This is a genomic window from Thalassospira sp. ER-Se-21-Dark (genome assembly GCF_017922435.1).
GTDB lineage: Bacteria > Pseudomonadota > Alphaproteobacteria > Rhodospirillales > Thalassospiraceae > Thalassospira.
The window spans coordinates 101,399-122,734 of the sequence record NZ_VDEZ01000003.1 but is presented as its reverse complement, the minus strand read 5'-3'; the positions used below and the strand labels follow the sequence as shown (position 1 = coordinate 122,734).

General features: G+C 55.0%; 21 protein-coding genes. 12 read left to right on the top strand and 9 right to left on the bottom strand.

From position 1 onward, the window contains the following. Window positions 1–55: 55 nt before the first annotated feature. Both FHI25_RS13265 and FHI25_RS13260 read left to right on the top strand, forming a co-directional pair. The gene (locus tag FHI25_RS13265) at window positions 56–1,003 is read left to right on the top strand and encodes a YegS/Rv2252/BmrU family lipid kinase (protein WP_210518506.1); all 948 of its coding nucleotides are present in this window, start codon (window positions 56–58) and stop codon (window positions 1,001–1,003) included. 313 nt (window positions 1,004–1,316) lie between these two features. Further along, on the top strand, window positions 1,317–3,314 hold the full coding sequence (locus FHI25_RS13260) for a HAMP domain-containing methyl-accepting chemotaxis protein (RefSeq protein ID WP_210518503.1): 1,998 nt from the start codon (window positions 1,317–1,319) through the stop codon (window positions 3,312–3,314). Window positions 3,315–3,404: 90 nt separating this feature from the next. Here FHI25_RS13260 and FHI25_RS13255 read toward each other — a convergent pair whose 3' ends face one another. Then, entirely contained in the window at window positions 3,405–4,754 is a 1,350-nt protein-coding gene (locus FHI25_RS13255; RefSeq protein WP_210518500.1) for a TldD/PmbA family protein, read from the bottom strand. A gap of 224 nt (window positions 4,755–4,978) precedes the next feature. On the opposite strand from FHI25_RS13255, the gene FHI25_RS13250 reads away from it, so the two are divergent. The 3 genes from FHI25_RS13250 to FHI25_RS13240 are packed head-to-tail and all read left to right on the top strand — an operon-like array spanning window position 4,979 to window position 6,163. Continuing rightward, window positions 4,979–5,572: a hypothetical protein gene (locus FHI25_RS13250; protein WP_210518498.1), complete on the top strand. Its 594-nt coding sequence runs from the start codon at window positions 4,979–4,981 to the stop codon at window positions 5,570–5,572. A gap of 58 nt (window positions 5,573–5,630) precedes the next feature. Continuing rightward, a complete protein-coding gene (locus FHI25_RS13245; RefSeq protein ID WP_210518496.1) occupies window positions 5,631–5,873 on the top strand; it encodes a type II toxin-antitoxin system CcdA family antitoxin in 243 nt (80 codons plus the stop codon). Next, window positions 5,873–6,163: a CcdB family protein gene (locus FHI25_RS13240; RefSeq protein ID WP_210518494.1), complete on the top strand. Its 291-nt coding sequence runs from the start codon at window positions 5,873–5,875 to the stop codon at window positions 6,161–6,163. The genes FHI25_RS13245 and FHI25_RS13240 overlap by 1 nt, the downstream gene beginning before the upstream one ends. Before the next feature lie 3 nt (window positions 6,164–6,166). Here FHI25_RS13240 and FHI25_RS13235 read toward each other — a convergent pair whose 3' ends face one another. Then, window positions 6,167–7,693: a UbiD family decarboxylase gene (locus FHI25_RS13235; RefSeq protein WP_210518491.1), complete on the bottom strand. Its 1,527-nt coding sequence runs from the start codon at window positions 7,691–7,693 to the stop codon at window positions 6,167–6,169. A 264-nt stretch (window positions 7,694–7,957) separates the two neighbouring features. Here FHI25_RS13235 and FHI25_RS13230 point away from each other — a divergent pair, with 264 nt between their 5' ends. Further along, window positions 7,958–8,314, top strand: a complete 357-nt coding sequence (locus tag FHI25_RS13230) for a hypothetical protein (protein WP_064782192.1) — start codon at window positions 7,958–7,960, stop codon at window positions 8,312–8,314. A gap of 14 nt (window positions 8,315–8,328) precedes the next feature. Then, window positions 8,329–9,069, top strand: a complete 741-nt coding sequence (locus FHI25_RS13225) for a hypothetical protein (protein WP_210518489.1) — start codon at window positions 8,329–8,331, stop codon at window positions 9,067–9,069. On the opposite strand, the gene FHI25_RS13220 is transcribed toward FHI25_RS13225, so the two are convergent. Together FHI25_RS13220 and ubiA are read right to left on the bottom strand one after the other, a co-directional pair. Next, on the bottom strand, window positions 9,066–9,773 hold the full coding sequence (locus FHI25_RS13220) for a 50S ribosomal protein L11 methyltransferase (protein WP_063087324.1): 708 nt from the start codon (window positions 9,771–9,773) through the stop codon (window positions 9,066–9,068). The genes FHI25_RS13225 and FHI25_RS13220 overlap by 4 nt on opposite strands. A gap of 30 nt (window positions 9,774–9,803) precedes the next feature. After that, the gene (gene ubiA / locus FHI25_RS13215; RefSeq protein WP_210518487.1) at window positions 9,804–10,757 is read right to left on the bottom strand and encodes a 4-hydroxybenzoate octaprenyltransferase; all 954 of its coding nucleotides are present in this window, start codon (window positions 10,755–10,757) and stop codon (window positions 9,804–9,806) included. Window positions 10,758–10,817: 60 nt separating this feature from the next. Here ubiA and FHI25_RS13210 point away from each other — a divergent pair, with 60 nt between their 5' ends. Together FHI25_RS13210 and FHI25_RS13205 are read left to right on the top strand one after the other, a co-directional pair. After that, window positions 10,818–11,618, top strand: coding sequence for a 16S rRNA (uracil(1498)-N(3))-methyltransferase (locus FHI25_RS13210; RefSeq protein ID WP_210518485.1), 801 nt, complete (start codon window positions 10,818–10,820; stop codon window positions 11,616–11,618). An 11-nt stretch (window positions 11,619–11,629) separates the two neighbouring features. Next, entirely contained in the window at window positions 11,630–13,000 is a 1,371-nt protein-coding gene (locus FHI25_RS13205) for a glutamate--cysteine ligase (protein ID WP_063087327.1), read from the top strand. A 78-nt stretch (window positions 13,001–13,078) separates the two neighbouring features. Here the strand turns inward: FHI25_RS13205 and glpD are convergent, their stop codons facing one another. From glpD to phnD, 5 genes are all read right to left on the bottom strand, one after another. Beyond that, window positions 13,079–14,599, bottom strand: a complete 1,521-nt coding sequence (gene glpD / locus FHI25_RS13200; RefSeq protein WP_210518482.1) for a glycerol-3-phosphate dehydrogenase — start codon at window positions 14,597–14,599, stop codon at window positions 13,079–13,081. Window position 14,600: 1 nt separating this feature from the next. Beyond that, window positions 14,601–15,425, bottom strand: a complete 825-nt coding sequence (gene phnE, locus FHI25_RS13195) for a phosphonate ABC transporter, permease protein PhnE (RefSeq protein ID WP_210518479.1) — start codon at window positions 15,423–15,425, stop codon at window positions 14,601–14,603. Then, the gene (gene phnE / locus FHI25_RS13190) at window positions 15,419–16,225 is read right to left on the bottom strand and encodes a phosphonate ABC transporter, permease protein PhnE (protein WP_008891550.1); all 807 of its coding nucleotides are present in this window, start codon (window positions 16,223–16,225) and stop codon (window positions 15,419–15,421) included. Before phnE (FHI25_RS13190) ends, phnE (FHI25_RS13195) begins: the two co-directional genes overlap by 7 nt. Next, window positions 16,222–17,019, bottom strand: a complete 798-nt coding sequence (gene phnC, locus FHI25_RS13185) for a phosphonate ABC transporter ATP-binding protein (protein WP_008891551.1) — start codon at window positions 17,017–17,019, stop codon at window positions 16,222–16,224. Before phnC ends, phnE (FHI25_RS13190) begins: the two co-directional genes overlap by 4 nt. Window positions 17,020–17,101: 82 nt before the next feature. Continuing rightward, window positions 17,102–18,100, bottom strand: a complete 999-nt coding sequence (gene phnD / locus FHI25_RS13180) for a phosphate/phosphite/phosphonate ABC transporter substrate-binding protein (protein WP_082923482.1) — start codon at window positions 18,098–18,100, stop codon at window positions 17,102–17,104. Between the two features lie 157 nt (window positions 18,101–18,257). Here phnD and FHI25_RS13175 point away from each other — a divergent pair, with 157 nt between their 5' ends. From FHI25_RS13175 to FHI25_RS13165, 3 genes are all read left to right on the top strand, one after another. Further along, window positions 18,258–19,103, top strand: a complete 846-nt coding sequence (locus FHI25_RS13175) for a DeoR/GlpR family DNA-binding transcription regulator (protein WP_064782141.1) — start codon at window positions 18,258–18,260, stop codon at window positions 19,101–19,103. Window positions 19,104–19,264: 161 nt separating this feature from the next. After that, a complete protein-coding gene (fumC, locus tag FHI25_RS13170) occupies window positions 19,265–20,662 on the top strand; it encodes a class II fumarate hydratase (RefSeq protein ID WP_210518477.1) in 1,398 nt (465 codons plus the stop codon). Window positions 20,663–20,816: 154 nt separating this feature from the next. Next, a complete protein-coding gene (locus FHI25_RS13165) occupies window positions 20,817–21,290 on the top strand; it encodes a DUF2946 family protein (protein ID WP_210518475.1) in 474 nt (157 codons plus the stop codon). Window positions 21,291–21,336: the final 46 nt, after the last annotated feature.

Genomic DNA, 21,336 nt, shown 5'->3' with positions numbered 1-21,336 from the left:
ATATGGTAGGTGCTGTGAAAAATTTATTTCATTTTTATTTCGGAAGTGGGTCCAAATGACCGAAGCGGATGTGACTGTCATCTTCAATCCACGTGCCGGTGGCAATAAACAGCGGTTCTTATCCCAGATATTGCAACATGCCGGCATCAAGGTGGAGTTGCTGCAAACCACCCATCCCGGTCACGCCCGCGAACTGGCCCGCAAGGTTCGTGCCCATCAACGTTTGTTTGTTGCCGGGGGCGACGGGTCCCTGAACGAGGCATTAAACGGATTGCTTGATGCCCAGATTGACGGGCACGAGGTCCCGCCACTTGGCATCATCCCGCTTGGAACAGCCAATGTGCTTGCGGTCGAGGTCGGGCTTGAAATCCGGGCACGCGCGATTGCCGACTATATCAATAATCCCGGCATGGTCTGGGTCCGTCCCGGACTGGTCAATGGCCGGGCGTTCTTTTTGATGGTCGGCATGGGGGCCGATGCCGATACGGTCGCCAATGTTTCGCTGCGCCTCAAACGCCTGATTGGCAAGGGGGCCTATGTTCTGGAAGGCCTTCGCAACATCTTTTTCCCGCGTCATCGTGATTTTGAAGTCAGTATTGGCCGGGAAAATTATCGGGTGTCGGGCGTGGTTGTAACCCATGCCCAACATTACGGCGGGGCATTTGTCATATCGCCCGATGCCAGTCTGACGGCCAACAGCCTTGATGTGGTGCTGATGCCGGGCAACGGTATCGGGGCCTTGGCACGTTATGGTCTGGCACTGACGCTTAATCGGTTGCATGCCCAAAGTGACGTTTCGGTGGTTCGGGCAGAGCGCATCACAATCACCAGTCATTGCGGCCCGGCGCCGCTTCAGATTGATGGTGAAAGTGCCGGGAAACTGCCGTGCGAGATCAGTTTGTCCCCCTATCCTGTGCGATTGATGGTGCCGCCGGCTTATGCCGAATTGTCTTCGATGACCGATCACCCTTCACGTGATCTGCTTCGGATCGCTGCGGATTAAAAGCACACCCCAAAGTCGTTACACGGATTGTCCGGTTGCCTCGGTCAAATGCCCGGACTTCCGGGATTTTTCAAGTGCTCCTGATGAATTATCAACGAGTCCTTGAAGTTGTATTTCTTTTCCCCACCTTGATTTTAACGTAGTGCGCGTGACTTATACCTCCCGAGCAGAGGGAATTGGGATGGATCTTGAGTCGCTAAACGTGCTGCGAAATTTGACGGATAGCGTTGATGAAGATCATCGCCATTCAGGGAGATTGACGATGGTTTCGGGGTCCTCTGCTTTGGTTCTCAACTCAGGTGTGTTGGCTGACATGCAGATAAAAACAAAAATTCTGGCTGGTTTTACCGTGGTGCTGGCAATTCTCATTTCGGCACTTGCCTTTGCTTATTTCACCTTTGTTGCTGTTTCACATGATGTGGATGAATATGCCCATTATGTTGAAGAAGCCGCGCTGATCAGCGAGATTGAAACGCAATTCCTGCGCTTTAACAGTCACGCGCGTGAATTTGCCAATACGGCTGATCCGGCAGATGCCGAAGCCGTGTTTACCTATGCCAAGCAGCTTGATCTGATGCTTGATGACGCCCGTGAGAAATTCATCGGCGAACAACACCGAAGCCGCATTGAACACATCGCCGAAGAGCTTGAAAGCTATCTGGCAAGCTTTGCCTCGGCCAAAAGCCTGAGCGACGAATACCATTCCCTGATCCTTGATCGCCTTGAACCGGACGGGATCAAGATCGTTGCCGATCTCGACAAGCTTGTTGCCCATGCGCAGGACACCGGCGATATTGAGCTCCTCAAACGTTCAGTCGCGGCACGTGAACATGCGCTTCTGGCAAGGTTGTATGCCAATATCCTGATTGGTCGTCAGGATGACAGTTTTGGCGCGAAATCCGCCGATGAGTTTGCAAAGCTTGAAGCCGCACTGGGGCAAATCGGTAATCAACCGCTTTCGGGTGACCTGAAAGCTGTGCTGGATGATGCCAAGAACCTGTTTGCTGATTACCGCGAAGTCTTCGACAAGATCCGTGCCGACGAACTGGAAATTGTCGCCACGGTCCACGGGACCATGCGCGAAGCATCCGAGGGCATTATTGCCGACGCCGAGGCCCTGAAACAGGAACTCGCGGTGGCAGAGCACAACATCTTTGAAAAGGTCGTCGCCGAAATCATTCTGGCAGAAAAGGAAATCCTGATCGCATCAATTGGTGGTGCCGTTCTTGGGATGGTTCTGGCCTGGGTCATGGGGGATCGTTTGTCGCGCCCAATCACTGCGATTACGACCATTATGCGCAGGCTGGCCGATCACGATCTGGGTGTTGAAATTCCCGGACAGACCCGCAAGGACGAAATCGGCCAGATGGCACAGGCGGTTCAGGTGTTTAAAACCAATGCCATCCGAAATGATGAGCTCGAAGCCGAAGCCCGCGCGCAGGAAGAACGGTCCAAGGAAGAACAGCGGCGGTTCATGAACCAGACTGCGGACAGCTTTACGACAAGTGTCGGGACCATTATCGAAGCGGTGGCTGCCGCCGCTGTCGAATTGCAGGCAACGGCCACCGGCATGTCCCAGATCGCAAATGCGGCGTCAGAGCAAACGACGGCCGTTGCCTCGGCCAGTGAAGAGGCAAGTGGCAATGTGGATTCCGTTGCTTCGGCCACTGAGGAGCTCAACAGTTCGATTGAGGAGATCAATCGTCAGGTTGTCTTTTCAAATGAAATCGCCAAAAAGGCTGTTGATCAGGCCCGCGAAACCATGCGCGGTATCAAGGAACTGGTCGAGGCATCCAACAATATCGATCATGTTCTCAAGCTGATTACCGATATTTCCGACCAGACCAATATGCTCGCACTCAATGCGACGATTGAAGCTTCGCGGGCGGGGGATGCTGGCAAGGGCTTTGCGGTGGTTGCCAACGAAGTCAAAACCCTTTCGGCGCAAACGGCCAAGGCAACAGAAGAAATCCGCGCCCAGGTCGACAGTGTCCAAAGCCGCACCGGCTTTGCCGCCAACCAGATCGAACTGATCAGCCAAACGATCAGCGAAATGGAAGGCATTGTTGCGACCATTTCCTCGGCAGTGGAGGAACAATCGGCAGCAACCCGTGAAATCGCCTTTAACATCGAACAGGCCGCGACCGGGACTACGGTTGTCAGTTCCAACATTGTCACGGTTTCACAGGCTGTAAACGATGCAGGCACAGCATCAAGCGACGTTTTAACCGCCGTTAGCACGCTGTCCGAAAACTTTGCCACCCTGAAAGGTGCGACGGACAATTTCGTCAATGCCATCCGGTCGGCCTAGGCGCTCCGGATTTTCGGATACGCAAAGGCAAAACGCCCGGCCAAAATGGACCGGGCGTTCTTTTTTTGATTGGGCAATAGCGAAGGTCGGTTACTGCCCGGCCAGCGTCATGCCATCAATGCGAAGGGTCGGGGCATTGGTGCCGTATTTGAATGTCAGGTCATTGGCCGGGACAACGGTCTTGAACATGTCTTTGAGGTTGCCCGCCACCGTGATTTCGGACACCGGATAGGCCAATTCGCCATTTTCGATCCAGTACCCCGACGCACCGCGCGAATAATCGCCCGTCACACCATTCACGCTGCTGCCGATCATCTCGGTGATGTAAAGGCCCGACTTGATATCCTTGATCATGTCTTCGGGCGAAATGGTGCCCGGTTCCATGTAAAGGTTGGTGGTCGACGGCCCCGGCAGGCTTCCGGCCCCGCGCGATGCGTTGCCGGTGGATTTCAGGCCAAGCTGACGGGCCGAACGCAGATCCATGATCCAGGTTTTCAGAACACCGTTTTCGATCAGATGGCGTTTCTGGTTTGCGACCCCTTCGGCATCAAACGGCTTGGACCGCAGACCACGTTTGCGGTGCGGGTCATCAATGATGTTGATATGCGGCGCAAAGATTTCGCTGCCCATAGCATCAAGCAGGAAGCTGGTGCCACGTGCAATGCCGGAACCATTAATCGCCGATGACAGATGCCCGACGATTGAGGCCGAAACGCGCGGATCATAGATCACCGGGACCTGTGCGCTTTTGACCTTGCGCGGGTTCAAACGACGCAGGGTCTTTTCGGCGGCCTTTTTGCCGATATCGACCGGATCGCGCAGATCAGTCGAAAAGACTGCACTGTCATAATCGTAATCGCGTTCCATGCCTGTACCGGTGCCCGCCAATACGGAAACCGAGATATGGCTGCCGGACCCGGCATAGGAATTGGCAAAGCCGTTGGTTGCAGCCAGCGTGATCTGATGGCGGCCCCAGCCGGCTTCTGATCCTTCGGAATTGGTGATGCCGTCGACGGAACGCGCGGCTTCTTCGCAGGCGCTGGCCCATTCGATCAGTTTGTCCTGATCAACCTCGCCCGGCTCGCACAGTTCAAGTGCTTCGACATTGAAACTTTCGGCAAGTTCACTTGGGTCGGCAATGCCGCAATAGGGATCTTCCGGGGCATTTTTGGCCATCGCGACCGCACGTTCGACCAACTCGTCAAGGGCGGCGTCACTGGTATCAGATGACGATACAACTGCCTGTTTCTTGCCAATCAGAACCCGCAGGCCAAGATCGGCCCCCTCGGAACGTTCAAGCTTTTCCATCTTGCCCAGACGCTGGGCAACCGAAAGCGATGTGCCTTCGACATAAACGGCATCGGCATCGTCTGCACCGGCCTTTTTTGCCTGTGCCAGAAGGTCATTGATGCGATCAAGTGTCATGTCGGTCTTGGGCATGGAGGCTCCCTTGTATCGGAATGTGTTTCTTACGTTATAGGGGGCACGAACGTTTTCGCATAGACCCGAAACAAAAAGCTGGTTTTGGTCTAAAATTCCTGCCTTGTTTCAGAGGTGGCAGGACGAGGGCAGAATGGCAAGGCCCGGTCAATGACAGATTTCAAACGGCTTTCTGTTATAGTCAGACAAACAAAAGCTAATGGCGCCAGATAAACGGGAACGCGATGAACAAGCAGAAAATTCTTTCCGGGCTTAGTGTGGCTTGCCTGATCGGATTGGTCAGCCCTGCATTCGCAGATGACAGCAAGACTGTGATGAAAGGCTGGGATGAAAATGGTGTGTGGGAGCTGAATGCGAATGGTGAAACCGATCCGGTTTCAAGCGCACAGTTCTATTACGAAATGCGCTGGCAGGGAGGGCAGTACGCGCGAAACTATCGCCATCAGATGCTGACCGGTGATTTTACCTGTGACGGCGTGCTTGATCGCATCGCCGGTTGGGTTGACCTTGATAACCCTGATGGTCCGTTTTTCGCACTGTTGTTTGTGACCAACCATGGTGCCAAAGATCACAGTGAAATCCGTTATATTCCGTTCAAGCAGTCCGAGCAGTTTGCCCTCTGTGTCTTTGATGAAACAGCACCACCAGTGCTGAGCTGGCAGGAAAACAGTACTGAATATATGGCCGAAGTTATGGGCGATGCGGATATGTGCAATTTCGCCATCCGCGTTGACGATTTCATGTGTGATGCGCCGCAGTTTTTCTATTCCGATAAGCCGGATGAAAATGGCGATCACTGGATGTTCTTCAGAAATTGAGCTTGGTGTCGTTTGCTGATAAAGTATGCGCATAAATATGCACATGAAAGTTGCGTAAATGACCGCAGATGTCAAAGCCAAGCAGCGCAAGCCGACAAATGTCAGTCTTGATGCTGAATTGTTGCAAGAGGCCAAAAAACTCGGGATCAACATTTCGCGCTCAGCCGAGTCAGGTTTGCGTGATGCGATTTCGATGAAACGTGCTGAACTCTGGAAAGAGCAAAACAAGGCAGCCCTTGCAGCCAGCAACAGCTATGTCGAAAAACACGGCATACCTTTGGCCAAACATCGGAAGTTCTGATGGCCAAGGGGGATATTTGCCGTTTCGAGGATGGCTATGTCGTTGATGTGCAGTCGGATCTGCTTTCTGATTTGCAGACACGGGTTGTCGTGCCCCTGAAACCAATCGCCGAATATACCATGCCCGCCGACCGGCTTAATCCCGTCATACAGATAAATGGCGACGACTGGGTTTTGTTGCCACAGTTTATCGCAACGGTTGGGTTGGCGGAAATTGGTGAGAAAGCTGGTGAGTTCGAAGATAGTTTCGCCCTCACCAACGCACTCGATATGGTCTTTCACGGCTTTTAGCGATCAGTCCCGCCAAATCTTCTTACCCGTTCCGGGCAGGCCATAGCGTTCCCATTTCTGATCGACACGGTCGATGATGTCATCATCCATATAGATCTTTTCACCCCATTCGCGGTTGGTTTCGCCGGGTAGCTTGTTGGTGGCATCAAGGCCAAGCTTGCCGCCAAGGCCCGAAACAGGGGATGCGAAATCAAGGTAATCGATCGGGGTGTCGGTGACGGTCGTGATATCGCGCACCGGGTCCATCCGGGTTGAGATCGCCCACATGACGTCTTTCCAGTCACGGACATCAATGTCGTCATCCACGACAATGACGAATTTGGTGTACATGAACTGACGCAGGAACGACCAGACGCCCATCATCACGCGCTTGGCATGACCGGCATAGGCCTTCTTCATCGAAACAACCGCAATGCGATAGCTGCATCCCTCTGGCGGCAGCCAGAAATCGACGATTTCCGGGAATTGTTGCTGCAAAAGCGGCACGAACACGTCGTTCAGTGCTTCGCCCAGAACCGATGGTTCATCTGGCGGGCGGCCGGTGAAGGTCGACAGATAGATCGGCTTTTTGCGCATGGTGATGGCAGTCACGGTAAAGACCGGGAAATCTTCGACCGAGTTATAATAACCGGTGTGGTCGCCATACGGCCCTTCCGGCGCATATTCATCAAGCGATACATAGCCTTCAAGAATGATCTCGGCCGTGGCCGGGACCTTGAGCGGGACAGTTTTGCAATCGACCAGTTCAACTTTCTCGCCGCGCAAAAGCCCGGCAAACTGATATTCCGAAAGGGTATCAGGGACCGGGGTGACAGCGGCGAGGATCGTGCCCGGATCAGCACCCAGAACGATGGCAGCTGGCAGCGGTTCACGCTTTTCCTGTTTCCAGCGCGCATGATGCTGCGCACCGCCACGATGCTTTAGCCAGCGCATGATGGTTTTGTTTTTGCCCAACACCTGCATGCGATAGATGCCAAGGTTAAACACATCGCGCTTGTCACCGCCCTTGGTGCCAGCACTTGGCCCCTGGGTCACGACCAGCGGCCAGGTGATCAGCGGGCCGGGCTCGCCGGGCCAGCAGGATTGCACCGGGATTCTCGCAAGGTCGATGTCATCACCCTGAAGAACAATTTCCTGACAAGGGGCCTTCGAAACCGTTTTGGGTTTCATCGCCATCACGGTTTTGGCAAGCGGCAGCATCGAAAAAGCTTCGCGGATGCTGGCCGGTGGTTCTGGCTGTTTGAGGAACGCCAGCGTTTCGCCGACTTCGCGCAGTTCTTCGGGCTTGCGGTTCATGCCCGCCGCCACGCGGTCCACGGTGCCAAACAGGTTGACCAGAACCGGCATGTCATATTTTTTGCCGTCATCACCGACAACATTTTCAAACAGAACAGCCGGGCCACCTTCGGCCAGAAGGCGGGTCTGGATTTCCGTCATTTCAAGATTGGGGGAGACCGGTTCAGTGACACGGACAAGACGGCCGGTTTTTTCCAGCGCATCCATGAAGTCACGAAGGGATTGATAGGGCATGGCACCTGTCATCTGCAAAGCTTTGAAACCTGATTGTCTTCATACGCCGCGGAGCGAAACGGGACAACCTTGCTGTTGTCAAATACGTCATTTGTAACCGCATCGATCCATCCCTACATGATCTGACAATGCTGCGTTGCACGGCGATGCATAATTTTGCGGTTTTGGTCAGCGCATCATTTGGTTATACATGGGCAAGGAAAAGAGTCGCGTGACCCACAGCACGCGACCTGGCAACTCACCAAAAGCATGAAGGACGCACAGATGGCCAAGTACTGGGTTATCGGGGGCACCTATCAGGATACCGGTTTCGACAAGCCGATTGGCGAAGAAACCAAAGTTGGTCCGTTTGGCAGCTTCGAAGACGCCGAAAAGGAATGGTCGAAAATGGCCTGGCAATCGGTTGATGACGCGAACTCGCGGTATCGTATCGAACGCCTTGAAGAATACTGGGTTGTCGGTGGCGAATACGAAAGCACCGATTTTGAAACCCCGGTTGGCGGCGAAGAAGAACGTCATGGCCCGTTTGCCACGTTTGGCGATGCAGAAAAAGCATGGTCGAAACTGGCATGGCAGCATGTTGACGACTGCAACTATCGCTATCGCGTTGTCGAAGGCTAAGCCGGACGACCAGCATGTTTTCGATATCTGATGCGCATATGATCACGGATCCCGTGTTGCGCGACCAGATCGAACAGCATCCACGCGCGCAGGACCTCCTGCGCGCGTTTTTGTATCCCTATCCTGCGCCGGGCCATGATTTTCTGTTTCGTGGTGGTGACGTAGTTGCGATGGAGCCATCAGACGTCGCGATTGCTACAAGGGGCAGGACACCGGTTCTGGCCGTCGGGTCCAATCGTGCGCCGGTTCAACTCGCCCGAAAATTCACCCATCAAAACTTGTCTGATGAAATTCCGGTGACGCATGGCTGGCTGGCACATCATGATATTGTCTATTCAACGCACATAACCGGATACGGCGCAGTTCCGGCAACGCTTGCGCCCTCATCGGGCACGCGCGTGCGTGTTTCGATCACCTGGCTCACCCCGACACAACTTGCCCATATGCATGTCACGGAATCCGTTCCGGCCCATTACAGCTATGTTCAATTTCCGGGTCGTGACCTTGATCTCGATTGCGGGGTTCGTTCAGATCACGTCGGCATGTACCAATCTGCGCGCGGGCATGTTTTTGATCAGGGCGCGGTGTTCGCCTTGTCTGCGATTGAGGCCAGAGATCGGCGGTTCACATCCCTTGACCAATGGGAAATGATGGCACTTTTCGCCAAGCGTGCCGGGCAAGTCTTTAGCCCCTCGTTCGTCCTGCGGGTTATTGATGATCCGGCTTTTCGCCGTCTTGTTGTTGAACAGGATTAATCGCGGTCCGGTAAAAGCTGCCAGATACGGGTGAATTTGGTGTCGGTGTCCTCGACCGCGACATCGACCGGCACGTCATAGGTTTCAAGCTCGTCGATATTGTGCGTCGGCGCATAGGTCCGGCCGGGGTCGGCCAGGATGACCTTGGTGCCGAGGCGGGCCTCGGCCATCAGCCACTGCAAAACGGCATTTGCCATGTCCTGCTGATAACAGACGTCGCCGGCAAAAATCACATCCCAACGCTTTTGCGGGGCCGAGGTGCCAACAAGATTTTCGGTCGTCGTCGGAATTTCAACACCATTGTGTTTGGCGTTTAGCCTTGTGGCGGTAATCGCCACCGGGTCGATGTCGTTGGCAAGGATTTCTGCGGCGTCAGAACGGACGCAGGCAATCGCCTGCATGCCGCCACCACAGGCAAAATCAAGCACCCGCTTGCCGCGCACCAGTTCCGGGTGATCAAGGATATAGCGCGTGATCGCCTGTCCACCGGGCCAGGCAAAGGCCCAGTAGGGCGGCGGGATATCAAGCACGCCCAGAATATCCTCGGTCGCCTGCCAAAGCGGGGTGATGTGGGTTGCCAGATACATCTCGATTTCCGGCGCCAGCGGCACGCGGGCAGGTACGGTGAATGTTTCGATCAGATCGGCAAATTGCGGATCGTCGACATCGGGCACCAGTGCATCGGCGAAGACATTCTCGCTCATTGGCGGTTTACCTTGAAAAGGGGTATCGGGTTATGCGTTCGCAATCAGATGCGAAAGCACGATGGCAGCAAGGACCAGTAATCCGTAATCGCGGTTGGATTTAAACCGCTTCAGACAATTGGCCGCATCATCAAGCTTGACGGTGGCAACCTGCCAGCCAAGGTGAATGCCCGCCAACCCCAGCAAGACAAAATAGGACCAGTGCAAACCGGCCAGCATCCCCGAAACGCCCAGCAAAAGCGTGGTCATGGTATAGAACCCCTTGGCCCATTTCGGCGTCGCATCGCCCAAACGCAGTGCGAGGGATTTCAGGCCGATCTTGGCATCATCATCCTTGTCCTGATGGGCATAGATGGTGTCATAGCCAAGCGTCCAGAAAAAGCCCGCCGCATACATGGCAATGGCGGCCGGTTCAACTGTGCCGGTCACCGATGCCCATCCGACCAGTGCGCCCCAGTTAAAGGCAAGGCCAAGGCAGGCTTGCGGCCAATAGGTGATCCGCTTCATGAACGGATAGGTAATGATGATCGGGATCGAACAGATGCCGACAATGATCGCCTCGATGCGGAATTGCACTAGAATGCCAAGTCCCAGCAACATCATGAAGCCAAGGAACAGCAAAGCCTGCCAGACCTTGACCTGACCACTGGGGAGCGGCCGGGTGGTGGTGCGTTCGACCTTGCCATCAAAATTGCGGTCGGCCAGATCATTGATCACGCAACCGGCCCCGCGCATGATCACAGCACCCACCCCAAACAGCGCCATCATGATGACGATCTGTTTGGTGGTGATGGCATCAGTTAACCCGCCTGCCATGGCGGTGGACCACCAGCACGGCAAAAGCAAAAGCCAGGTGCCAATCGGACGATCAAGGCGCAGCAGTTTCAGATAGGGCCGCACAGCTTCGGGCATGAAACGATCGATCCAGCCATCCTGTGGCATATCGTTCTTGCTGGTCTGTATTGGCTGGTTGACCTGTGTCATAATTGGCCTATCTGATAAAAAACCATTTCAAGATGCCGTAAAACGGCTTTGGGGACCTTTATGACTGCTGATGCCATGCGCGCCCGCCAACGCCTTTTCGTTCGGGATCCTATCACGGCTGATAGTGAAATCGAACTTGCTCCCGAACAGTCTCATTACCTCGAACATGTCATGCGCCTCAAGCCCGGAACACCGGTAAAAATTTTTAATGGCCTTGACGGGGAGTGGCTGGGGACGATCAGCGAGCTGCGCAAAAAGAAGGGCAGCGTCACCGCAGAACGCCAATTACGTGCGCAGGGCAATGAAGTTGGTCCGACTCTTGTTTTTGCGCCGATCAAAAAGCAACGACTTGATTTCCTGATTGAAAAGGCGGTTGAGCTCGGCGTTCAAATTTTACAACCGGTCATCACCCAACATGGCATCACCGACAAGGTCCGCCTTGATCGTTTGCAGGCACAGGTTGTTGAAGCGGCCGAACAGTGTGAACGCCTGACTGTGCCTGAGGTTTGCGAACCTGTGCGTCTTTTGGACTGGGTCGCAAACCTGCCGGAAAATCACCATCTGCTGTTCTGTGATGAAACAGGATCGGGGTCACCAATTGGTGAAGTGCTAAGTCAGCTATTGGCAAAGGGCGCTGGCTCGTTTATCGACAATACCAATGTTGTTAACCATGCAATCGTGATTGGACCCGAGGGCGGCTTTAGCGCCGACGAACTTGAACGTATCCGCAAACAGCCTTTTGCAACGCCTGTAAGCCTCGGCCCGCGTATTCTGCGTGCCGAAACGGCCGCAATTGCAGCTTTGACCGTATTTCAGGATCGTATCGGCGATTGGTCGCACCGACCCGTTGCGAGAGATTAGGGGAAGCCCTTATGACTGTCAGCGCCTCCACTGGTGACAGCCCGGTAATTGAAAGCCGGCGCCAGCTTGTCGAATGGTTCGAGTCCGGCTGTACGCCGAAAAAAGACTGGGCCATCGGCACCGAACACGAAAAATTCGCCTTCACCCGTGATGATCTTCGCCCCATCCCCTATGAAGGGGAACGCGGGGTTAAAATGCTGCTTAATGCCCTGGCCGAACATTATGACTGGGAACCGATCATTGAGAACGGCAATGTCATTGCACTGACCAAGGACAAATGTTCCGTCTCGCTCGAACCGGGCGGGCAGATTGAACTTTCCGGTGCGCCGCTTAAAAACATTCACCAGACCTGTGGTGAAGTGCACACCCACCTGCACGAAGTCCGCGAGATTTGCGACGGGCTTGGCATTGATATGCTCGGCGTTGGTCACAATCCGAAATGGAAACGTGAAGACATCCCGTGGATGCCCAAGGGCCGCTACGAGATCATGAAAAATTACATGCCCAAGGTCGGAAACCTTGGTCTGGACATGATGCTTCGGACCTCGACCATTCAGGTCAATCTGGATTTCAGCTCCGAAGCCGACATGGTCAAAAAATTCAGAACGTCTCTGGCACTTCAGCCAGTGGCGACCGCCCTGTTTGCGGCGTCCCCGTTTGTTGATGGCAAGCCAAGCGGCTTCTTGTCGGCACGGTCGAACGTCTGGACCGATACCGATCCGGATCGTTGTGGCATGTTGCCGTTCGTGTTCGAAGACGGTTTTGGCTTTGAACGCTATGTTGACTACATGCTCGATGTGCCGATGTATTTCGTCTATCGCGACGGCAAATACATTGATGCAGCGGGCAAGTCGTTCCGTGATTTCATGGATGGCAAACTTGATGTTTTGCCGGGCGAACGCCCGACCATGAATGACTGGTCTGATCACATGACCACGGCCTTCCCGGAAGTGCGTCTTAAGAAGTTTCTTGAAATGCGCGGTGCTGATGGTGGCCCGTGGAAACGCATCTGTGCGCTGCCAGCCCTTTGGGTTGGTTTGCTGTATGATGACGCAGCCCTTGATGCTGCATGGGATCTGGTCAAGGACCTGTCGGTAACTGAGCGCGAAGCGCTTCGCAACGATGTTCCACGCACCGCCCTTGCCACCCCGTTCAAAAACGGCACGGTTCAGGATCTGTCAAAAGACGTTCTGGCGATTTCCCGTCAGGGTCTTAAAAACCGTGGTCGCATGGACAGCTACGGCGACGATGAAGGCCATTTCCTTGATAGCCTTGATGACGTCGCACAAAGCGGCCGCACCCTGGCAGAGGAATTCCTTGATAAGTATGAAACCGAATGGAACGGCTCGGTCGATCCGTTGTTCAAGGAATACGCCTACTAAGGCCAACGAATACGCAATAAAAAAGGGCAGTGATTTCACTGCCCTTTTTTGCTGTTTGCAGGTTGCTCTTTTTGAGGGTTACTGCGCAGCCCGATCAAGCCGGGTTTGGGCGGCAAACCATTTTTCGATGGCATCGACCTGACCAGGCTGCATCCCGAGGCCAAGTTTGGTCCTGCGCCACAAAACATCTTCTGCGCGACACGCCCATTCATTGGCCATCAGGTAGTGGAGTTCAGCTTCGTAAAGGTTGGGCGCGACCTCTGTGCCCAGATCACCAAGCGATGTCGCCGTGCCAATGATCTTTCTGATCGCCGTGCCGTAGCTTCGCACCAGCCGGTACAGTAATGCGCTTGGCAACCAGTCATAGGTTTCCTTGGCCTTGGCAAGGAACGCATCAAAATCACCGTCGGGAATGTCGCCACCGGGCAGAACCGAGTTGGCTGTCCAGTCCTTGGCATCGTTGCCCAGCACCGGGGACAGTCTCTGCATCGCATGTTCGGCAAGCTTGCGATAAGTCGTGATCTTGCCGCCATAGATCGACAGGATCGGTGCAGCGCTTCCGCTATCGCCGGTATCAAGGTCAAACACGTAGTCGCGGGTTACCGCCGACGCATTGTCGTTCTTGTCATCATAAAGCGGCCGCACACCGGAATAGTCCCAGACCACGTCGCTACGGCTGAGTGGTTTGGCCAGATAGCCATTCACCAGATCCAGCAGATAGTCGGTTTCCTGATCGCTGATTTTGACCTGTGCCGGATCGCAGTTATAGGCAACGTCGGTGGTGCCGATCAGGGTGTAGTCCTGCTGATAGGGGATGGCAAAGGCAATGCGCCCATCGCCATTCTGGAAGATATAGCAATGATCATGGTCATGAATGCGCGGCACCACAATGTGGCTGCCCTTGACCAGTCGAAGACCGGCAGCCTTTTTGCCAAGTTCGGCATTTTCGACCATCTCGGTGACCCACGGGCCTGCGGCATTGACCACGGACTTGGCACTGACCGATTGCGGGGCACCATCGGGCCCGATCAGTTCGGCATTCCAGTGATCGTGATGACGCACCAGTGACGCACATCTGGTGCGGGTTCGGATGTCGGCCCCACGTGCCTGCGCATCCTGTGCATTGAGGACCACAAGCCTGGCATCATCCACCCAGCAATCGGAATAGGAAAAACCGCCGGCGAAATCGGATTTCAACGGTTGGCCTTCTGGCGTGCCGTTAAATGAGACGGAACGTGATCCGGGCAGGCGTTTGCGTTTTGCCAGATGGTCATAAAGAAACAATCCGGCACGCAACATCCATTTCGGACGCAGGCCCCGGTGATGGGGTAAAACGAATGTCAAAGGCCAGATGATATGTGGGGCAGCAGCCAACAGAACTTCGCGTTCCTGAAGTGCTTCGCGCACCAGACGGAACTCGTAATGTTCAAGATATCGAAGACCGCCATGGATGAGTTTGGTCGAAGAAGAAGAGGTGGCCGAGGCAAGGTCGCGCTGTTCGACCAAAAGAACAGATAGTCCGCGACCGGCGGCATCACGGGCAATACCAGCCCCGTTGATGCCGCCGCCAACGACCAGAAGGTCGTAAGTTCCGGTCACGTTAGATCACCTTTTTACGCAGGTAAGCTGAAATGGCTTCGCCAATAATGACCAGAGCAATGATTGCCAGAAGGATCGTGGCAACCGTTTGCCATGCAAAGGTATCAATCGCCCCCTGAAGGATGATGCCGATCCCGCCAGCCCCGACCAGACCCAGAACCGTACTTTCACGCAGGTTGATGTCCCAGCGCAGGATGGATACGGCAAAGAAGGTCGGCATGACTTGCGGAATGACGCCATAGACCAGAATCTTGAAGCGCGATGCGCCAACAGATTCCAGTGCCTCGATCGGGGCACGGTCGATTTCCTCGATCGCTTCGCCCAGCAATTTGCCAAGGAAGCCAAGCGACCGGAAAATGATCGCCAGAATACCGGCCAAAACACCCGGTCCGAACACAGCCACAAACAGCAGCGCCCAGATGATGGTGTTGACCGAACGCGACGACACCAGAATGAACCGGCCAAGCCACAGCGTGAAACGGTTCGGCGTGGTGTTCTGGGCTGCGATCAGTGCAATCGGCAGGGACAGGAACACGGCAAAGAAGGTCGCAATGGTTGCGATATTGACGGTTTCCAGAAGCGTCCAGCCGATTTCCTGCCAGCCTTCAAGCGATGGCGGGAACATGCGGGCAAACAGATCGCCCATCTGTTCCGGGGCGTCCCAAAGCCACGGCCAGATGATGTTGATCGTGGAAAGCGACCAGACCACAGCAAGCGCGACCAGCGCGGTCAGGCCATAACGCCGCCAGCGTTCCTTGGTGGTGTAGCGGGACCATTCGCGGTTGGCGATTGCTTCCGGTCCGGTAGGTTGGGTGGTGGCTACCATAGGTTCCTCCTGATCCGGCCGCTGATGGCCTCGCTGACAAGGATCACACCGATGATGCAAAGGGTAATCGCCAGCGCAAAGTCATAGTCATAACGCCCAAAGGCATTAAGAAGGGTCGATCCGATACCGCCCGCACCAACGATGCCAACAATGGCGGAGGCGCGCAGGTTACTATCAAGCTGATAGATCGAAAGACCGATCTGGCGGGGCATGATTTGCGGGATCACGGCATACAGAAGGGTGACGAATGTCGCCCCGCCGGCTGCACGGATCGCCTCGACCTGACCCCAGTCAATTTCCTCGATCCGTTCGGCCAGCATTTTGGCAACGAAACCGATGGAATAGACCGTAAGCGTCAGAATACCTGCAAGCGGGCCAAAGCCGACAGCTTTGACAAACAGGATGGCGACAATGACCGGATGGAAGGAACGGGCAACAATGATCACGCCACGCCCGATGGTATAAAGCCATTTTGGGGCGATGTTTGACGCCGATGCAAAGGCAATCGGAACGCTCAGTGCCAGACCAAGCAGGGTCGAGACAATGGCGATCTTGATGCTTTCCATAAAGCCGTCAAACAGCAACTCGCCACGGATGAAGCTTGGCGGGAAGGCGCCCTTGAAGATGCGGATCGCACGCGGGACACCGTCCTGGATGCGTTCCCAGTCGAATGGCAGGGTTGTGATGGCCCACCAGACATAGGCAACAACAGCAATCAGAAGTCCCCAGCGCAACATCGGGTTGGCAATAAAGGGGGGCTTCTTCCATGTGCGGCCCGTTTTTTGAACGGTGCTGCTCATCGTGCGGCGACCTCACGCAGGTGGGTGCTGCTTTCGGCGTCGCCGCGTTCTTCGGCGGGCACACCGGCATAGATATCGTCCATGGCGTCATTGGTCAGGTCGACCGGTTCGCCGTCGAAAATGATGCGGCCAAAGCGCATGCCAACGATCCGCTGGGTGTATTCCTTGGCTTCGTTGACGTTATGAATGTTGATCAGAACCGGCAGGTGCAGCTCGGATGCGAGCGCGCGCAGCAGTTCCATGATCTGACGCGATGTTTTCGGATCAAGCGATGCGGTCGGTTCATCGGCCAGCAGGATTTCAGGTTCCTGCATCAGGGCGCGGACCACGCCGACACGCTGGCGTTCACCGCCGGAAAGTTCGTCGGCACGTTTGTCGGCATAATGGGCGATCCCGACGCGTTCCATCAAATGAAAGGCGCGATCAATGTCTTCCTGCGGGTATTTGCGCGTCACTGCGCGCCATGCCGGAAGATAGCCAAGGCGACCGGACTGAACGTTTTCCATCACCGTCAAACGATCAATCAGGTTGAAGCCCTGAAACACCATGCCGATGCGGCGGCGTGCCAGACGCAGCGCCTTGCCTTCAAGCTTGGTCAGTTCCGTGCCATTGAGTTCGATGGAGCCCGAAGACGGTTCGACAAGGCGGTTGATACAACGCAGCAGGGTGCTTTTACCCGCGCCCGACGCGCCAATGATGGAAACAACACTTTCGCCCGGCACTTCAAGGTTCAGGTTCTTCAACACTGCCTTTTCTTCGCCATAGCGTTTTACAAGTTCTTTGATACGCAGCATTGCGTTACCCCGAATGAAATGGGTGGCACAGGGCCTGCCAAGGCAGGCCCTGCAAAGTTCGGATCGATTGGAAAATCAGGGATTACTTCAGGTTGTCCGGGGTGTATTTCACACCGTTGGCAGCCTGAATTTCACGGATAACCGCCCAGTCTTCCTGATAGGTGATCGGCAGGAACTTCGACACACCCTTGAATTCTTCACCAAGGGCGGTGCCCTTCATGTCAAAGGTAAAGAAGGCTTCCTTGATCTTTTCGACCAGTTCCGGCTTCAGGTTGTAGGCATAGTTGAACGAAGTGGTCGGGAAAGGCTTGCTTTCATAGATGATTTTGACTTCGTTCGGATCATAGAGATCGCGCTGGGCCATACGTTCGACAACTTCGGACGCGACCGGGGCGGCGTCATAGTCACCGGCGACAACGCCCAGGATCGACTGATCGTGCGAACCGGAATAGACAACTTCATAATCCTGTTCCGGAACGATGCCCTGCCCCGGAAGCAGTGCACGCGGTGCAAGGTTGCCCGAGTTCGAGGTCGGCGAGGTATGAGCAACGCGTTTGCCCTTAAGATCAGCCGGGGTATCAATGCCGCTGTCTACACGGGTGTAGAGCTGAAGCGTGTAACCAAAACGACCATCATCCGCACCCATCAGGGCGAACGGAACCGCACCGGCAAGGTTGACGGCAAACGGGGTCGGGCCGGTCGAGAAGCCGGCAACGTGCAGGCGGCCTGAACGCATGGCTTCGACTTCTGCCGAGTTCGACTGAACGGCAAAGAAGTGAACGTCCTTGCCGGTGACTTCTTCAAGATGCTGCAGGAACGGGTCCCAGATATCGGCATAAACCGCCGGGTCTTCGACCGGGGTATATGCAAAGACAAGGGTGTCCGGATCGACCTGCTGGTCTGCGGGCGGGGCATCGGCAACAAGATCGCCGTCCATGTCGCAATACATCGGGTCAAGATCGCCGCGTGCGATGCAGTCATCGGCTGCCGCGGCCGGGGTGGATGCCATGCCGACCATGCCGATTGCGGCAAGGAGGGTGGTGAGCTTTAAACTGTCGGTTTTTTTCGGAATTGAAAACACTGTTTTCGAACCTTTCTTCCCTGTGAATGACGGCTTTCCGCCGTTTTTGAATGTGGTTTTGTTGTTTTTATTGTTGCTTTAATCAACATTATGAATTTGAAAAAGTTGGAAAATCAACACAAAACTGTAACAAAAGGTTTCGCTCAGGATTGCTAAGATGCCTGCTATTGGCACAAAACCGGCCATAATTGAGGGGGATGTGGCTTTGCGTTTGGGAAAAAAAGAGCGGCAGCGTCGTATTCTGCAAGAGTTACAGGTTCACCCTCATGTGAGAGTTGCCACACTTGCAGAGCGATTCGATGTTGCAACCGAAACCATCCGTCGTGATCTTGACGCGCTAAGCCGTGATGGATTGATCAAACGCGAGTTCGGCGGCGCATCGGCGCGGCCCATGGGCCATCAGCCCGATCTGGCAGAACGCCAGCTATCGGCTGTGGCGGGGTTTGAACGCATTGGCATGCTGGCGGCCGACATGGTGCGGTCCGGCGATGTGGCAATGATTGATGCCGGATCAACCGTGGCCCAGATTGCGCCGTTTCTGGCAGCCCGCACGACAAAACTGCCACGCACGTTTCTAACCAATTGCTATGCGGTGGTGCATGGCATGGCCGAACTTGCCGATCATGATGATGTTTTGATGTGTCCGGGCCAGTTTGATCGTCGTGAAAACGCGGTCTATGGCAATGATACCGTCGAATATCTGCGCCGTTTCCACGCCAATATTGCCTTTATCGGGGCATCGGGGATTTCGCGCCAAGGCTTTAGTGACGTCAACCGCCGGGCGGTGGCCGTCAAACGCGCAATGATGGAACGATCAGACGAAACCTGGCTGATGGTTGATCATACGAAGTTTGATCAACGCTATCTGGAAAATGTCGCCCCGCTTGAGGCCCTTACCGGCATCATTACGGATCGCCGACCCGAACCGGAATTCGCATCCCAGCTTGAACGGGCGGGAATACGGCTTTTGGCGTGGTGTGATGAAAAACATGGTCTGGCATGAACCAACTGGCCTGAACCGATAAATAGATCGGTCAAACCTCAATTTGGTTGCAGTTGAGTTTGCGTTCGTCCTGATTCCAAACCATATTTCCCGGCACAGCGCGTTATTGTGTTGAATGCCGGGTTCCCGCCCCGGTCAGTTTGTTTCTGACACGGAGGATTATGATCGTGACCAATCCAGTGACCACCCGTACCGAACAAGACACCATGGGCGAAATTGATGTGCCTTCTGATCGGTATTGGGGGGCGCAAACCCAGCGATCCAGACAGAATTTCCGCATTGGCGGTGAACGCATGCCCGATGCCCTGATCAAGGCGTTCGGGGTTCAGAAGCTGGCGGCTGCGCGCGCCAATGCCGCGCTTGATAATCTTGAACCGGAACTGGCCAAGGCGATTGAGGCCGCCGCATCCGAGGTTGCCGAAGGTAAGCTTTTGGATCACTTCCCGCTTGTTGTCTGGCAGACCGGATCGGGTACCCAAACCAACATGAATACCAATGAAGTCATCGCCAACCGGGCGTGCGAAATTTTGGGCAAGCCGATGGGCAAACGCGAACCGGTCCATCCCAATGACCACGTTAATCGCGGGCAGTCTTCCAATGACAGCTTCCCGGCCGCCATGCATATCGCCGCCGTGGTCGAGATTGAGGAAAAGCTGAAACCCGCCCTTAAACACCTGCGCTCGACCCTTGACGCCAAGGTCGATGCATTTGGCGATATCGTCAAAATCGGCCGCACCCATATGCAGGATGCGGTTCCCCTGACCCTGGGGCAGGAATTTTCCGGCTATGCCGCGCAAGTCGCACTAGGCCTTAATCGGATTGACGATGCGCTTAAACGCCTGCGCAAACTGGCACAGGGTGGCACCGCCCTTGGGACCGGGCTGAATGCGCCGGATGGCTTTGATGTCGAATTTGCCAAACAGGTGTCAAAAATCACCGGCCTTGAGTTCGAAACGGCGGAAAACAAGTTCGAAGCACTGGCCGCCCATGACGCCTGTGTCGAGATGTCAGGTGTCATGAATGTGCTGGCGACGTCCTTGATGAAAATCGGCAATGATATTCGTCTGCTTGGGTCCGGGCCGCGTTGCGGGTTGGGTGAACTTGTCCTGCCCGCCAACGAACCCGGATCCTCGATCATGCCGGGCAAGGTCAATCCGACCCAGGCCGAGGCATTGACCATGGTCTGCGCGCAGGTGATGGGCAATCATGTTGCGGTGACGGTGGGTGGTTCGAACGGTCATCTGGACCTTAACGTGTTCAAGCCGGTGATTATTTATAACCTGCTGCAATCCATCCGCCTGATTGCCGATGCATCGGTCAGCTTTGCCGATAACTGTATTGCCGGGCTTGAGGCCGATCAGGAAAAGATCGCGCACTATGTAGAACAAAGCCTGATGCTGGTGACCGCCCTGGCACCGCATATTGGCTATGACAATGCGGCGGCCGTGGCCAAGAAGGCGCACAAGGAACGCAGCAGCCTGAAGGAAGCCTGCATTGCGCTTGGTTTCCTTGATGGGGATCGCTTTGATGAGCTGGTTCAGGCCCGCGACATGATCTGATGTGGTGTCTTAAAGCATCTAAAAACAAGGCCGGGTATCGCACCCGGCCTTATGTTTCCGCATGACGAAAAGTACCCAGACGTCAGGACAAAACAGATCCCCTGCAATGATCAATGTCATTGCAGGTGTGGTTTAAATCAGGCATATCCAACCCATGATAACGTGCAAACGCCATAACCGCCATTCGGGTGGAATTTCCCTGCGCCGTGTCGTTCAGACATGGCTGGTGGCGTTTGTTATCCTGTTTGCGGGCGTCACCCAGTCCGGGCTTGTCCCGGCATTGCTCAGCGGTCAGGCCACCGGTATTGCAACCGCATCCGCAGCGGAAATTGCGCCGGGTGGTGACTATGTTCTTATTTGCACCCCGGCTGGTATCAAGCTTGTATCTGTTGATACGCTTGAAGGTGTCGTGGCATCAAATGCGTCCGGTCAGGCCGACGAAATGCCGGCCCACGCGTTTTGCCCGCTTTGTGCAAACCATCAAGGGGCGATGGCGGCAATTGATTTGCCCTATGTCGCGCCAGTGCCGGTCATTCATGATGTCAGCTATGCCAAGGCGATTGCCTTTGTCACGGTCAATGACATCCCGCGCGGTCGCCATTCCCGGGCACCCCCGGTTTCCATCTGATTTCCCAGACTGATTAACCGACGACGATTGAAATCTCGGAACTGAA